A 13528-nucleotide genomic window follows, 5' to 3' on the forward strand; every position below is an offset into this window, starting at 1 on the left:
TTCAGATGGTCGGGTCGACCAGAACCTTCATCTTGGTTCCGGCGTGCAGCGCCTCGAAGCCCTCGTCGATCACCTCGTCGATGCCGATGGGCGTCACCCATCCCGTGGTGTCGTAGGCGCCCTGCGCCATCAGGGCGATGACGGCCTCGAAGTCGGCGCCGGTGTAGCACAGCGAGCCCTGGATCCGGGACTCGTTCATCACGAGGTTGAGAAGCGGTGTGGTGAGCGGCTTTTCGTAGATCGCGACACTGACCATCGGGCGCCGGGCGCCGACGCAGGCCAACGCGGTTTCGATGGCCGGTTGCACACCGGCCGCGTCGAACACCGCGTCGGCCTTCTTACCGGAGGTGTGGTCGGCGATGAAGACGGGCACGTCGGCGGCCGTGGGATCCAAGGTCCGGGCACCCAGCGCTTCGACCGCCTGTCTGCGGGTTGGCGACGGTTCGACGACGAACACGTCTTCGATCCCCTTGCCGCGCAACGCGAACCACAGCCCGATCCCGATCGGTCCGGCACCGAACACCATGGCGGTGTCCCCCGGCGTCACATCTCCCAGGGTGGCGGCGTGGTAGGCCACCGACATCGGTTCGACCAGCGCACCGAGTTGCAGCGATACGTTGTCGGGCAGCTTGTGCAGCATGCTGGTCGGCACCACGGAGTACTCGGCCATCCCGCCGTCGGACATCAGGCCGTGAAAACCGATCTGCGCGCAGATGTTGTAGTTGCCGGCGCGGCAAGCCGGGCAGTGCCCGCACTTGTAGATGGGCTCCACGGCCACCCGGTCACCTTCGGCCCAGCCCGTCACCCCCTCGCCGATATCGGTGATCACGCCGGAGAACTCATGCCCCAAGGTCAGCGGCAGTTCCTGATGAGTGAGCGGGTGCGGCGCGGTGGGCACGAAGATCGGGCCGGCGTAGTACTCGTGCAGATCGGTGCCACAGATGCCGTTGAAGCCGACCTTGAGTTTGACGGTGCCGGGCGTGGGCGCCGGTTCGGGGACATCGGCCACCTCGACCTTGTTCGGTCCGTAGTACACAGCTGCTTTCATGCGACTTGTTCTATGTGACCGCGACCACACCCCGAAAGAGTTGCAGGGGGTTGCGCCCGCCGGCACGTCGACGTTGCAACGTGACGCAACTCTTGTGAGCAGGGTGTTCACGGTGTGCCCTGGGTCACATGACTTCCACTCTTGAACCCCCCGCCACCGTCCTCACGCCCCAGGAGCGCGTCGACGCCTGGCTCGCCGATTTCGAGACCGCGCTGGCCGTCCGCGATATCGAGCGCGCCGTGAGCAAGTTCGCTGTCGACAGCTTCTGGCGCGATCTCGTGGCTTTCACCTGGAATCTCAAGACCGTCGAGGGCCGCGACGCGATTGCCGACATGCTGGAATCCCGGGTGGCCGGAACCGAACCCTCACGGTTCCGGACCCGGGAGACCCCGACCGAGGAGGGCGGCGTCACGTCGGCCTTCATCGAGTTCGAGACGGCGGCCGGACGCGGCGTCGGGCACCTCCGCCTCAAAGACGACCAGGCCTGGACCTTCCTGACCGCACTGCAGGAACTCAAGGGGCACGAGGAGCGCAAAGGCCCCAACCGCGTCCTGGGCGCCGTCCACGGCAGCGATCCCGACCCGCGGTCCTGGGCCGAGAAGAAGGCCGCCGAAGACGAGGCGCTGGGCCGGACCGAACAGCCCTACATCCTGGTCGTCGGCGGCGGTCAGGGCGGTATCGCGCTGGGGGCGCGGCTGCGCCAGCTCGGCGTGCCGGCCATCGTCGTGGACAAGCACGAGCGTCCCGGCGACCAGTGGCGCAAACGCTACAAGTCACTGTGCCTGCACGACCCGGTCTGGTACGACCATCTGCCCTACCTGCCGTTCCCGCAGAACTGGCCGGTGTTCGCGCCGAAGGACAAGATCGGCGACTGGCTGGAGTTCTACACCCGTGTGATGGAGGTGCCGTACTGGTCGAAGACCACCTGCCACTCGGCCGTGTTTGATTCGGGTCCTGACGGCCCCCGCTGGACCGTCGAGGTAGACCGCGACGGCGAGAAGCTGACGTTGCACCCGACGCATCTGGTGCTGGCCACCGGGATGTCCGGCAAACCGTCCATCCCGACGCTGGACGGCCAGGATGTCTTCCGTGGCGAGCAACACCATTCGTCGGCACATCCCGGGCCGGACCGCTACGCCGGTAAGAAAGTGGTGGTGATCGGATCGAACAACTCGGCCCACGACATCTGTAAAGCACTGGTGGAAAACGGTGTTGACGCAACGATGGTGCAGCGGTCGTCGACGCACATCGTGAAGTCCGATTCGCTGATGGATCTGGGCCTCGGCGATCTGTACTCCGAGCGCGCGCTGGCCGCAGGCATGACCACCGAGAAGGCCGACCTGACATTCGCCTCACTGCCGTACCGGATCATGCACGAGTTCCAGATCCCGATCTACGACGCCATCCGCGAGCGCGACAAGGAGTTCTACGAGCGGCTGGCGGCGGCCGGTTTCGAATTGGATTGGGGCGACGACGGTTCCGGGCTCTTCATGAAGTACCTGCGGCGCGGCTCGGGGTACTACATCGACGTCGGCGCCTGCGACCTGGTGGCCGACGGGACGATCAAGCTGGCGCACGGACAGGTCTCGCATCTGACCGAGGACGCAGTGGTACTGGCCGACGGCACCGTGTTGCCCGCCGATGTCGTGGTCTATGCGACGGGCTACGGCTCGATGAACGGCTGGGCCGCCGACCTGATCGGTCAGGACGTCGCCGACAAGGTGGGCAAGGTCTGGGGCCTGGGCAGCGGCACCACCAAGGATCCCGGGCCGTGGGAGGGTGAACAGCGCAACATGTGGAAGCCCACCCAGCAGGAGAACCTGTGGTTCCACGGCGGCAACCTGCACCAGTCCCGGCACTACTCGCTGTACCTGGCCCTGCAGTTGAAAGCCCGCTACGAGGGCATCCCGACACCGGTCTACGGGCTGCAGGAGGTGCATCACCTCTCGTGAGTTTCGAGGAGTCACTCTGATAGAGAGGAGGTATGCGCACACCGGAAGTCGTGGGTCTGCCGCCGATTGTCGGCGGCAGACCCACCCGGTTGTTCCTCGGCAATGCGCCCAGCGTGTTGTCGTTGAAAAGCCAGCAGTACTATGGCAATCCGCGCAACGGGTTCTGGGCCATAACCGGTGAGTTGTTCGGCTTCGACCCGTCGGCACCGTATCCCGAGCGCACCGCCGCGCTGATCGCACACGGTATCGCGGTCTGGGACGTCCTGAAGTTCTGCCGTCGCACCGGCAGCCTGGACTCCGCAGTGGAACGAGACAGCATGGTGGCCAACGAGTTCGCGGCGTTCTATCGCCGACACCCCAGCATCGAGCGGGTGTTCTTCACCGGCGGCGCGGCCGAGGCGAACTACCGCAGGCTGGTGGGCTTCGACCCGCGCCTGATCTATCGCCGGCTGCCGTCGACCAGCCCGGCGCACACCATGCCGATCGCCGACAAGCTCGCGGTGTGGCGAGACGCGTTGGCCTAGAGACCGTCGACGATGTCCTTGGCCTGCTTGAGGCCCATCCCGGTTTCCTCCCGGAGCAGTTTGATGGCCTCGAGTTTCCTGCCCTGCATCACCAGGTTCAACACGTTCGCGCTCGCCCACATCTCGGCGGGTTCACTCGCCATCGGTCGCGGCGAGGCCGGCGATCCGGTGAAAGCGGCCCGTTCCAGGGCGACGACCCGGCGCTCCAGATCCTCGATGCGGTGTTTCAGATCGTCATCCGAGCTACCGAACAGAGCCATGAGCTCAGTGTGACTCGCTCGCCGGGGAACGCGCAGGGTTGTGCCGAAAACGCGGGGTGTCAGCTGACCGGTGGGCGGCGATCCGCCCACGGGCGGTCGGCTTCGATCTCGGCGCTCAGCGACAACAGCGTCGCCTCGTCGAAGGGCCGACCGACCAGCTGGATGGACAGCGGCAGGCCGCTGCGGTCCAGTCCCCATGGCACCACCGCCGCCGGCTGCCCGGTGGCGTTGAACGCCGCCTGATACGGCGTGCGCGCTCCCACCAGAGCCAACGTCGAGACCGCCCCGAGCCTGCGGTACGCCCCCACCCGGGACGGACCGGTGGCCGTACCGGGGGTGATCACCACGTCGACGTCGTCGAATATCGCCATCACCCGTGCGGACACTTCCGCTTCGGCGGCCCGGATCTTGGCGATGCGGGTGTCGGAGAACATCCGTCCGATCCTGGCCATCCCGCGGGTACGGGAATCGAGACGTTCGGCATGCGGCAGTGCGCGCACGTCGTCGTAGATGCCGCGGAAGAAGCGTGGCAGCACATGCCCGTACGCCGCCGTTCGCGGGTAGTCGATCTCACGCATCACCACGTCGTGGCCGAGCTCTTTGAGAACAGCGCCCGCCTGGTGTACCGCAGCGCGCTGCTCGGCGTCGCGGTGGGCGCTGACCATCGGAGGAACGTTGGTGCTCAACGCGATTCGCAGCCGATTGGGTGGTCGCGACGCGGCCCGCACGAACCCGCCCTGCGGACCCGGCATCGCCTTGTCACAGGTGACGTCGAGGAACAGGGCCGCGTCCTCCACCGTGTGCGCCATCGGGCCGTACACCGACATTCCGCACCAGGCGTCGTCGTGCGGGGCCAGCGGTACCCGGTCGCGTTGCGGTTTGAGTCCGTACAACCCACACCACGTCGACGGGATCCGGATGGACCCGGCACCGTCGGAACCCAGCGCCATCGGCGCCAAGCCGGCCGCCACGGCGGCGCCGCTGCCACCGCTGCTGCCGCCCGGAGTGCGGGCCAGATCCCACGGGTTGTGCGTCGCCCCGAAGGCGACGGTCTCGGTGAACGGCCAGATCATCATCTCCGGTACCGCCGTCTTGCCGAGGAGCACCGCCCCGGCTTCACGGAGAAGCCGCACCACCTCAGCGTCTTTCGTCGGTGCGGGTCCGTGTGCGTTGCTGCCATACGTGGTGGTGGCGCCGGCGACGTCGACGTCGTCCTTGATCGCGATCGGCACGCCCAACAGCGGCAACCGCTCCCCCGCGTCGAGGCGCTGCTGCGCGGCCTCGGCTTCGGCGCGCGCGGACTCGGCGAACACCACCCGGTATGCCCGCAACTCAGGGTCGAGCCGCTTGATCCGCTCCAGGTACAGCTCCGTCAGGGCGGGCGCGGTGAGCGCTCCCGCGGCCAGCATGCGCGCCTGCTCGGCGGCGCCGGCGAAGGCCAACTCGATGTTGTCCATCGGCGCAGCGTAACTCAGGCGCCGTGCCGGGCCACGTATTCGCCTGGGGCGCAACCCAGCATGGCGCGGAAATCGTGGGTGAAGTGCGCCTGGTCGTACCAGCCGTGCCGCACGGCCAGTTCGGCCAGGTCGACGTGGGGTTCGGTCTCGAGGTGCAGCGCCGCGCGCTGCAAGCGGTATCGGCACAGCACCCACTTCACCGGCACCCCGACGTAGCGCTTGAAGACCTTCTGGGTGGTGCGGGCGCTCCACGGCGAACGCTCCATCACCTGATCCACCCGATGCACGCCGGCGTCGTCGACGATCCGGTCCAGCAGGGCCCGAAGCGCCCGATAGGCGGGGTCGGGTCCTGCGGTGTGGTGCGCGATCGCGGTGTCCAGTTGTGCGGCGGCCCGCTCGCGGTCGTCGTCGACGCGCAGCGGGTAGCCGAACAGATCGTCGTCGACCGGCAGGGTCAGGCCGGTGTACTCGGATGCGTCGCGGTCGAAGCGGGCGGCGAATCCACCGGGATAGAAGCGCGCCCCCACCACCGTTCCCTGGCGATGCAGCGTGGTGTCGAAGACGGTGCCGACGACGCCTTGGACGAGGGTGCTCGGCAGTGCATGACCGTGGCGCGGCTGGTCGGTTCCCCATTCGTGGGTGAGGTGCATGACGGGGAAAGTGATCACCGTGCTGTGGTGGCTGACGCCCTGGGGCAGATCCCAGTGGACCGACCAGAAGTGCTCGACGTACTCGGCGGCCTCCGGTGACGGCGCCCAGCGGCGCAGCTCGAACTGGTCCGCGGAGTTGGCCCGGCCCACGATCCCTTGTTGAGGGCCGAGCTGCGGCGCGTTTTTACAAGCGTCCACCTGCCTCACCCTACGAAACTGGGCGACATGAGCGTTTCACCGATTCCCACCGGCTACACCAGTCTGACTCCGTTCCTCGTCATCAACGGGGCTTCCGCGGCCATCGACTTCTACACCTCGGTGTTCGGCGCCGAGGTGACCGAGCGGATGGACGGACCCGACAACCTGGTGGCCCACGCTGAACTGGACTTCGGCAACGGGCGGTTGCAGCTGTCGGATCCGAACTCGAAATTCGGGCTCGAGGCGCCCACGGTCGGAGAGTCCGTCACGCATTCGATCGTGTTGTACTGCGCCGACGCCGATGACGTGGTGGCGCGCGCCGAAGCTGCGGGCGCCACGATTCGGGAGCCGCTGTCGACGTTCGTCACCGGCGACCGGTTCGCCTCGATCGTCGACCCGTTCGGGCAGCGCTGGGCGGTGATGACCCGGGTCGAGGACGTCCGCCCCGAGGAGCGAGACCGCCGGCTGGCGGAGTGGTCGTCGGAGAACCTCTAGTCGAGCGACCGATCCGGCCGAGGCACGAGGCCGGTGAGGAGCGAGACAATCCAGCACTAGTCGAGCGACCGATCCGGCCGAGGCACGAGGCCGGTGAGGAGCGAGACAATCCAGCCCTAGTCGAGCGACCGATCCGGCCGAGGCACGAGGCCGGTGAGGAGCGAGACAATCCAGCACTAGTCGAGCGACCGATCCGGCCGGGCCCGGCGTTCGGCAGGCGGTATTGGTTACCGTGGCCTGATGTCTTGCGTGTTCTGTGCCATCGTCGCCGGCGAGGCCGACGCCATCCGGGTCTACGAGGACGACGACTATCTGGCGTTTCTCGATATTCGGCCCATCGTCCGAGGTCACACGCTGGTGGTGCCGAAGCGCCACACCGTGGACCTCACCGACACCCCGGCCGATACCGTCGCCGGTCTGGTGCGGGTGGGACAACGCATCGGGCAAGCCGCGCGGGCCTCGGACCTTGCCGCCGACGGCAACAACATCGTCATCAACGACGGCAAGGCCGCGTTCCAGACCGTCTTCCACCTGCACCTGCACGTCGCACCCCGGCAGGAGGGCGACAAGCTGTCCTTCGCCAAGGGTTTGGTGGTGCGCCGCGATCCGGACCGGGAAGGCACCGGCCGGATCCTGCGCGACGCTCTGGCCCGGCTGTAGCGCGCTTGGCGCTTGGCGCTTGGCGCGAGCGCGCGTGTTTGTACGTTGTGGCTCGGCGTGTTGTGCACAGACACGCGCGCTCGCGATTGAGGTGGGTCAGGCCAGGGGCAGTGGGGCGTTGGCGGAGTTCAGGTGCTCCACGGTGGTGAACACCAGCTCCTCGGTGCCGGCGTTCTTGATGTCGTGCAGCAGGAACTCCCCTTCGGCGAAGCTGAAATGCCGTGTCTCACCGGCGTTGTAGGACACTTCGCGGGTGGTGCCGTCGGAGGTGTGCTGGAGACTGCGGCCGGCGTTCACCGCGGTCCAGAAGTAGTCCAGCACATGGCGGTGGACGTGGAAGCGCTGCCCCGGCGCCAGCCGGATCTCCCAGACCCGCACCCGGTCGTTCTCCGACAGCAGTCGCGAACCGACGTGCCCGTCGTACGCGTAGGCCTCGAACTCGGCCTTGAGCTCGTCGCTCCAGCCCTCGAAATTCTCGGCGATCAGCGTTCCGGCCAGCGGGGCGTCGGTGAGGAACTCAGTTGTCATGCTCTCTCCTTTGTGTGTTTTGGGCGCGCTCGTAACCGCTCAGCGGTTACGAGCGCGCCGAAATCGCTACTTGCCGGGGCCGTAGAGGCCGAAGCGAAGGTCGGGGTCGCCGGGGGTCCAGGTGCAGTCGAACTGGGAGCGGGTGCCCATCGCCTTGACGCGGTGCAGCAGCCGCTGCCCGAGCTCGAGTTGTCCCGGTTCCCATTTGGCCAGTGCGTCGGCGACGTTGTCGGCCTCGGCCAGTGCGTCGAACAGGGCCCAGGCATTGGCGGCGGCCTTCGCGGTGCCGGCCGCTGCATGCGGGCGGGCGGCGCTGGCCGCATCACCGATGAGCGCCACCCGGCCCATCGCCATCCGGCTGGTACCGGCGTCGTACACCGCCTGCAGATACGGCTGCTCGGTGCGCACCACCACTTCGGCGGCCGCCGGCGCCAGCAGTTCGATTGCCGCTGTGCGCATCTCGTCGACGAAACGATCCTGCACCGCACCGGGATGCAGGGACACCTTCGCGGCGAAGCCACGCTTGTCGGTCATCAGCTCGTCGAGCTCATGTCCCTCGGCCACATTGCGGTACCAGACGTAGTTGAGCAGCCGCTCGCCCACCGCCAGTCCACCCTCGTTCGACGGGATGGGATAGACGTTGATGTGGGTGTGCGGTGCCACGCTGTAGCTGATCGCGTCGTGCAGCAGCTCGAATGTTTCAGGCGAGACATCTTTTTCGAGGACGGTGCCGCGCCAGCCGACGTAGCCGGAGTACTCCAGCTCTGATTCCGGGGAGATGCGCCGCCGGCTCGGTGAGGTGATGCCGTCGGCGAACACCACCAACGCCGCGCGTTCCCGCAGTCCGGAGGCGAAGCGCACCTCCACGCCGTCGTCGTCTTCGTCGAACCCCGAGGCGTACTCGCCGAGGTGGTAACGCTCGGTGCCGAAGTCGGCCAGCAGCGCCCGGTAGAACGTTCCCCATGACGTGTAGCTCCACGGGGCGTTGTCCCGGTGCACGACGTTGTTGTCCGAATCCAGGTACTGCACGTAATGCGTTGACGTGCTAACCTGTTCGGGATGCTGGCTGCTGCATTCGGCAAACCAGCGGATGGTGTCCGGTTGCAGCACGATACCGCCGCCGCGGCCGTCGAGGCTGGTGGGCGTGCGTTCGTAGACGTCGACGTCGAAGCCGAGACGACGCAGCAGCAGCGCCGCGGTCAGGCCGCCGATCGAGCCGCCGATGACCAGAGCCCGGTGCCCTGACCAATCGTGGCGGGTGTTCACTTCGTCAGTCATCGTTATCTCCTTCGAGCTTGAGGAAACGACGGGCGTTGGCTTCCAGAACGTCGTCGTCGAGGCCAACGCTGCGCGGAAGATCAAGGGGCCGTTCGACACCCATGTCGAACGGGTAGTCGCTGCCGCACACCAGATGGGTGGGGTCCGCATGCGCCCGGAGCAGGTCCAGCGCCGGACCGTCGTGGGTCAGCGTGTCGAACCACAACTTCGTGAAACCCTCTCGAGGAGCCGCGGTTCCGGCGCTGCGGACATCGGCGCGCTGCTCCCAACCGTGCTGCCAACGGCCCAGCAGCGCCGGCGCGCAACCACCGCCGTGCAGCAACACGATCCGCAGGTTCGGCAGTTCGTCCACCACGCCGCCGAGTACCAGGGACGCGGCCGCGGTTGCGGTCTCGGTGGGATTGCCGATCAGGTTCGCCAGGTAGTACGACGGCCATTCCGGCCTGGGCAGTTGCATGGGATGGACCAGCACCGCCAGGTCACGTTCGGCGGCGATGGCCAGGATGTCGCGCATGGGTGAGGCGTCGAATGACGTGGTGCCCAGCAAGGGCGGGACGGCGATTCCGCGCAGGTGTTCGGTGAATGTCTCCATCTGCTTGCGGGCGGCGTCGGGATCGTGCAGCGACACCAGGCCCAGCCCCAGCAGGCGGCCGTCGCTGTCCCGGCAGACCTGTGCCACAGCGTCGTTGAACGAGCCCACGTACTCGTCGATACCTGATGTCAGCTCGTCAGAGGAGACCACCGGGAAGGCGAACGGCGGCGCCGAGAGCACCCGCGCCCCCAGACCCGCGGCGTCGGTATCGGCCAGCACCCGCTGCGGATCGCTCATCGCTTCCGTCGCGATGGACAGCGGCAGCTCCCCCAGGTGCAGTTGCCCGTCGCGGCCGTTGAGCGCGGGCAACGGAGACCCGGGTGGCAGGCCGAACAGCTTTTCGGGCAGCCAGTGGGCGTGGACATCGATCACGCCTTTTCGCAGGGTCATGCCAGCGCCGCCTGCCGTGCTTCCAGACGCTCGAACCGCGCCAGCACTTCGGCCTGTAGCACCGCGACCGCTGGGTCAGAGGCCTTACGCGGCCGGGGCAGGTCCACGTCGATGATCTCGTGGATGCGCCCGCCCGGCTCGAGAACCACGATGCGGTCCGACAATTGGACGGCCTCGGTGACGTCGTGGGTGACGAACATGACGGTGCGACGCGATTCGAGCCAGATGCGCTCCAGGTGCTCACGCAGGGTGCGTGAGGTCATGGCATCCAGGTGAGAGAACGGCTCGTCCATCAGCAGCACATCCGGTTCGACGGCGAACGCCCGGGCGATGCCGATGCGCTGCTGCTGACCGCCGGACAGCTGCGACGGGTAACGGTCGGCGCAATGGGACAGGCCCACCAGGTCCAGGTAATGCCGCGCGCGTTCCTGCCAGCCGGCCCGTTCGTGTTGCACGAAGCCGAGATTGGCCATCACGGTGCGCCACGGCAGCAGCCGCGGATCCTGGAACACGTAGCCGACGCGGGCATCACGATTGCCCGAACGCAGGCTCACGGTGCCCGAGGTGTGCGTTTCGATGCCGGAGACGATGTTGAGCAGGGTGGTCTTACCGCTGCCGGACGGACCGACGACGGAGACGAACGTCTCGCCCGAGATGGTCAGGTCGATGTTGTCGATGACGCGGGTGCGGTTGCCCTGCCGGTCATGGAAGTCCTTGACCAGATCACGAATTTCGATGGAAGCCATGAGTTTTCTCTCTTTCAGACCGTGCGCCAGCGGGTGGCGTACTTCTCGATGGGGCCGAGGATCAGCAGGTCGGCGATGACGAGGGCGAGGATGAACACCAGCACCCAGGCGAAGAAGCCGTCGAGTTGGTTGGCGTCATACCAGTACCGCGAACGCCATCCGACACCGGAGGTGGAACCGAACCACTCGGCCAGCAGCAGGCCGTTCCAGGCGCTCATGATGGCGAACCGGACCGCCGCGACGGTGGACCCGGCGACCGCCGGCGCCACGATGTGGCGCAGTACATAGGATCGCGAAACACCGAAAGAGCGTGCCATCAGGACCAATTCGGCAGGGACCGCGCGGGTGGCTTTGGCGATGTTGACGATGACGAACGGCAATCCGGACAGGAACACCGTCACCACCGGGGTGAGCCAGCCGAACCCGAACCACATGGTGGTCAGCAGCGCCCAGATGACGGCGGGGATGGCCAGCGCCGCGGCGTTGAGATCGGAGAAGGCCAGATCGGCCAGCTTCGACATTCCCATCAGGACACCGATCGCGGTACCGACCACCAGCGCGAGCGCCAGCCCGAGCAGGAACCGGTTCATGCTCAGAGCGAGGTTGTGCCACAGTTCGCCGACGGCGGCCTCACTGGCCAGGCGCTCGACCGACTGCGCCGGTGAGGGCACCCGGTTCCCGACGATCACCGCGATCTGCCAGACGGCCAGGATGCTCAGCAGTGAGGCGATGATCGCGACCGCCGAGGAGCCCTGCGCTTTGAGGTGGCGCTGCCACTTGCGGGCCGGCATCGTGAGGGTCATGCGAGGTCCTTCCGCCATGCGAAGAAACGGGTCTCGGTGTAGGCGAGGCCGCGCTCGATCAGGATCATGGTGATGATGAAAAGGCCGGTCCAGGCCAGCATGTCGGCCACCTGGAACTCCTGGTAGGCCTTGCGGATCATGAAGCCAACACCGTCGCTGGCGCCGAACACCTCCGTCAGTGCCTCGACCTTCCACGCCATCGCGAAGCCGTAGCGCACCCCGGCGAAGACAAAAGTGGCCAGCGCCGGAAGGTAGAGGTGGCGCAGGACGTCGCGACGGTTGCGCTCGAAGGCCTGGCACATCGCCAGCAGTTTGCCGTCGACCGAGCGCACGCCTTCGGCGACGTTCATGGCGATGAACGGCAGCGCCACCAGCGCCGACACCACGATCGGTCCGCCGGCTCCGACGCCGAAGATCAGCAGGCCGAACACCGCGTAGGTCAGCCCGGGCATGTTGCCGAGCACGAAAAGCGGCAGCGAGAAGTAGGACGTCATGAACCTGCTGCGCCCCATCACGAATCCGATGACCAACCCGCCCACCATGGCGATCACGAATCCGGCGGCGATCTTGGCGATGCTGGAGGCGAAATTGGCGAAAGCCTCACCGGATACGGTGATCTCGATGATCTGCTCCAGCACGGCAGCCGGGCGGGGCAGGATCGGGTCGTCGATCCAGGCCGCGATGGCCGCCCACGCGGCCGCCGCGACGATCAGCGCGATACCCGACACCAGCCAGCGTCGGGGACCTCTGGGCGGGCGGTGCACCGACGGTGCCGGCGGCGCCTCGATCGTCTGGGTCACTACTGGACTCCTTCGGTCGGCAGGAACTGCGGATCGTCGATGTCGTCGCCGATGATCCCGGTGCTGCGCATCAGGTCGAAGATGGAACTCTCGTCGTCGGCCCACTCCTGGTCGAACCGCACCTCGTCGACCACCCAGTCATGGTCGGCCACATACTGTTTCATGAACTCGATGTCCTCCGGTGTGGCAACCGCGAAATGCTGCGGATACTGTTCGATCATCTGGCCGCGGTGGTTCTGCCATTCGGCCAGACCTTGATCCCACAGGTCGAGGAAGGCCGACACTTCGGCCGGATGGTCTTCCACCCAGTCCTTGCGGGCGACGAAGACGTTGCCCATCGGGCCGTCGTGACCGGGTGCGTTGAGTTCGGCGAACAGGTCGGCCGAGGACTTGCCGTCATACAGCGGTCGCACGGCGCCGTCACGCAGTTCGCGGGCCGACAGGTCCGGATAGCAGATGCAGGCGTCGATCTCACCGCGGGCCAACAGATTCGACAGGTTCTGGATGTCGGCGACGACGACCTCGAAATCGGAACCCGACCCTCCCTCGTCCACGAGGTTCATGTCGTGCATCTGCTTGATCAGCGCACTCCACACCAAGGTCCCCGACACGGTGGTGAAAACACCGATGCGCTTGCCTCGCAGATCCTCGACCGACTGCGCGGGATCATCGGTGCGCACCAGGATGCGGCTGCGCTCGGCGTTGTAGCGGCCGATGATGACCGTCTCGCGTTGGGTCTGTTCCTCGAGGTAGGGCACCTCGAACGAGGCGGTGGAGATGATGTCGGCGTGACCGCCTGCGAACAAACCGAATTCGTCCCAGGTGGCGCTGGTCTCGATGGTGTAGCCGGTCTCGTCCTGCCACTCCTGCACCAGCCCGGTGTCGTGCATGTAGTCCCAGATCGGGTCCGGGGCGAAGGTGAAGCGGATCTCGCCGTCGCGGGCGTCCCGCGAGGACGCCGGGCCGCCGAGGCCGGCGGAGCAACCGGTCGCCAAGACCGTCACCGCGGTGGCTGCCAGCGCGACCACCGTTGTGGCCACGCGCCGTGTGGGCCTGATGCCTGTCTCCCGGGGCATAGTCACCTCCTAACATTCCTGTGACGGCTGTCACCGCCTCGCAACACGATGCGTGACCCAGACCACCTCGG

Annotated in this window: 15 protein-coding genes; 4 read left to right on the top strand and 11 right to left on the bottom strand. The window is 66.9% G+C overall.

Annotated features, from left to right (window positions below; genetic code table 11):
* Position 1: 1 nt before the first annotated feature.
* On the bottom strand, positions 2-1048 hold the full coding sequence (locus NL241_RS26630; RefSeq protein ID WP_494395489.1) for a 2,3-butanediol dehydrogenase: 1047 nt from the start codon (positions 1046-1048) through the stop codon (positions 2-4).
* 128 nt (positions 1049-1176) lie between these two features.
* Here NL241_RS26630 and NL241_RS26635 point away from each other — a divergent pair, with 128 nt between their 5' ends.
* Positions 1177-3000 carry an NAD(P)-binding domain-containing protein gene (locus tag NL241_RS26635; protein ID WP_487694542.1) on the top strand — a complete coding sequence of 608 codons (1824 nt, stop codon included), beginning with the start codon at positions 1177-1179 and terminating at the stop codon, positions 2998-3000.
* Positions 3001-3032: 32 nt separating this feature from the next.
* Positions 3033-3524, top strand: coding sequence for a DNA-deoxyinosine glycosylase (locus tag NL241_RS26640; protein ID WP_494395490.1), 492 nt, complete (start codon positions 3033-3035; stop codon positions 3522-3524).
* Here the strand turns inward: NL241_RS26640 and NL241_RS26645 are convergent.
* The 3 genes from NL241_RS26645 to NL241_RS26655 are packed head-to-tail and all read right to left on the bottom strand — an operon-like array spanning position 3521 to position 6089.
* Positions 3521-3784 (bottom strand): ribosomal protein L7/L12, encoded by a 264-nt coding sequence (locus NL241_RS26645; RefSeq protein WP_487694546.1) that lies wholly within the window; start codon positions 3782-3784, stop codon positions 3521-3523. The two genes, NL241_RS26640 and NL241_RS26645, sit on opposite strands and share 4 nt — an antisense overlap.
* A gap of 59 nt (positions 3785-3843) precedes the next feature.
* Entirely contained in the window at positions 3844-5241 is a 1398-nt protein-coding gene (locus NL241_RS26650; RefSeq protein WP_494395491.1) for an amidase, read from the bottom strand.
* A gap of 14 nt (positions 5242-5255) precedes the next feature.
* Positions 5256-6089 carry an AraC family transcriptional regulator gene (locus NL241_RS26655; RefSeq protein WP_494395492.1) on the bottom strand — a complete coding sequence of 278 codons (834 nt, stop codon included), beginning with the start codon at positions 6087-6089 and terminating at the stop codon, positions 5256-5258.
* A 27-nt stretch (positions 6090-6116) separates the two neighbouring features.
* On the opposite strand from NL241_RS26655, the gene NL241_RS26660 reads away from it, so the two are divergent.
* Together NL241_RS26660 and NL241_RS26665 are read left to right on the top strand one after the other, a co-directional pair.
* Positions 6117-6584 carry a VOC family protein gene (locus NL241_RS26660; RefSeq protein WP_494395493.1) on the top strand — a complete coding sequence of 156 codons (468 nt, stop codon included), beginning with the start codon at positions 6117-6119 and terminating at the stop codon, positions 6582-6584.
* Between the two features lie 240 nt (positions 6585-6824).
* Positions 6825-7244, top strand: a complete 420-nt coding sequence (locus NL241_RS26665; protein ID WP_487694550.1) for an HIT family protein — start codon at positions 6825-6827, stop codon at positions 7242-7244.
* Between the two features lie 96 nt (positions 7245-7340).
* Here NL241_RS26665 and NL241_RS26670 read toward each other — a convergent pair whose 3' ends face one another.
* From NL241_RS26670 to NL241_RS26700, 7 genes are all read right to left on the bottom strand, one after another.
* Positions 7341-7772 carry a cupin domain-containing protein gene (locus tag NL241_RS26670; protein ID WP_494395494.1) on the bottom strand — a complete coding sequence of 144 codons (432 nt, stop codon included), beginning with the start codon at positions 7770-7772 and terminating at the stop codon, positions 7341-7343.
* Positions 7773-7838: 66 nt separating this feature from the next.
* On the bottom strand, positions 7839-9050 hold the full coding sequence (locus NL241_RS26675) for an FAD binding domain-containing protein (protein ID WP_494395495.1): 1212 nt from the start codon (positions 9048-9050) through the stop codon (positions 7839-7841).
* Positions 9043-10032, bottom strand: a complete 990-nt coding sequence (locus NL241_RS26680) for an amidohydrolase family protein (protein ID WP_494395496.1) — start codon at positions 10030-10032, stop codon at positions 9043-9045. The genes NL241_RS26675 and NL241_RS26680 overlap by 8 nt, the downstream gene beginning before the upstream one ends.
* Positions 10029-10778: an ABC transporter ATP-binding protein gene (locus NL241_RS26685; RefSeq protein ID WP_487694556.1), complete on the bottom strand. Its 750-nt coding sequence runs from the start codon at positions 10776-10778 to the stop codon at positions 10029-10031. Before NL241_RS26685 ends, NL241_RS26680 begins: the two co-directional genes overlap by 4 nt.
* A gap of 14 nt (positions 10779-10792) precedes the next feature.
* On the bottom strand, positions 10793-11581 hold the full coding sequence (locus NL241_RS26690; protein ID WP_487694557.1) for an ABC transporter permease: 789 nt from the start codon (positions 11579-11581) through the stop codon (positions 10793-10795).
* On the bottom strand, positions 11578-12381 hold the full coding sequence (locus tag NL241_RS26695; protein WP_487694558.1) for an ABC transporter permease: 804 nt from the start codon (positions 12379-12381) through the stop codon (positions 11578-11580). Before NL241_RS26695 ends, NL241_RS26690 begins: the two co-directional genes overlap by 4 nt.
* Entirely contained in the window at positions 12381-13457 is a 1077-nt protein-coding gene (locus NL241_RS26700) for an ABC transporter substrate-binding protein (protein ID WP_494395497.1), read from the bottom strand. Before NL241_RS26700 ends, NL241_RS26695 begins: the two co-directional genes overlap by 1 nt.
* Positions 13458-13528 lie beyond the last annotated feature (71 nt).

The sequence above is a fragment of the Mycolicibacterium sp. SMGY-1XX genome (genome assembly GCF_059132455.1).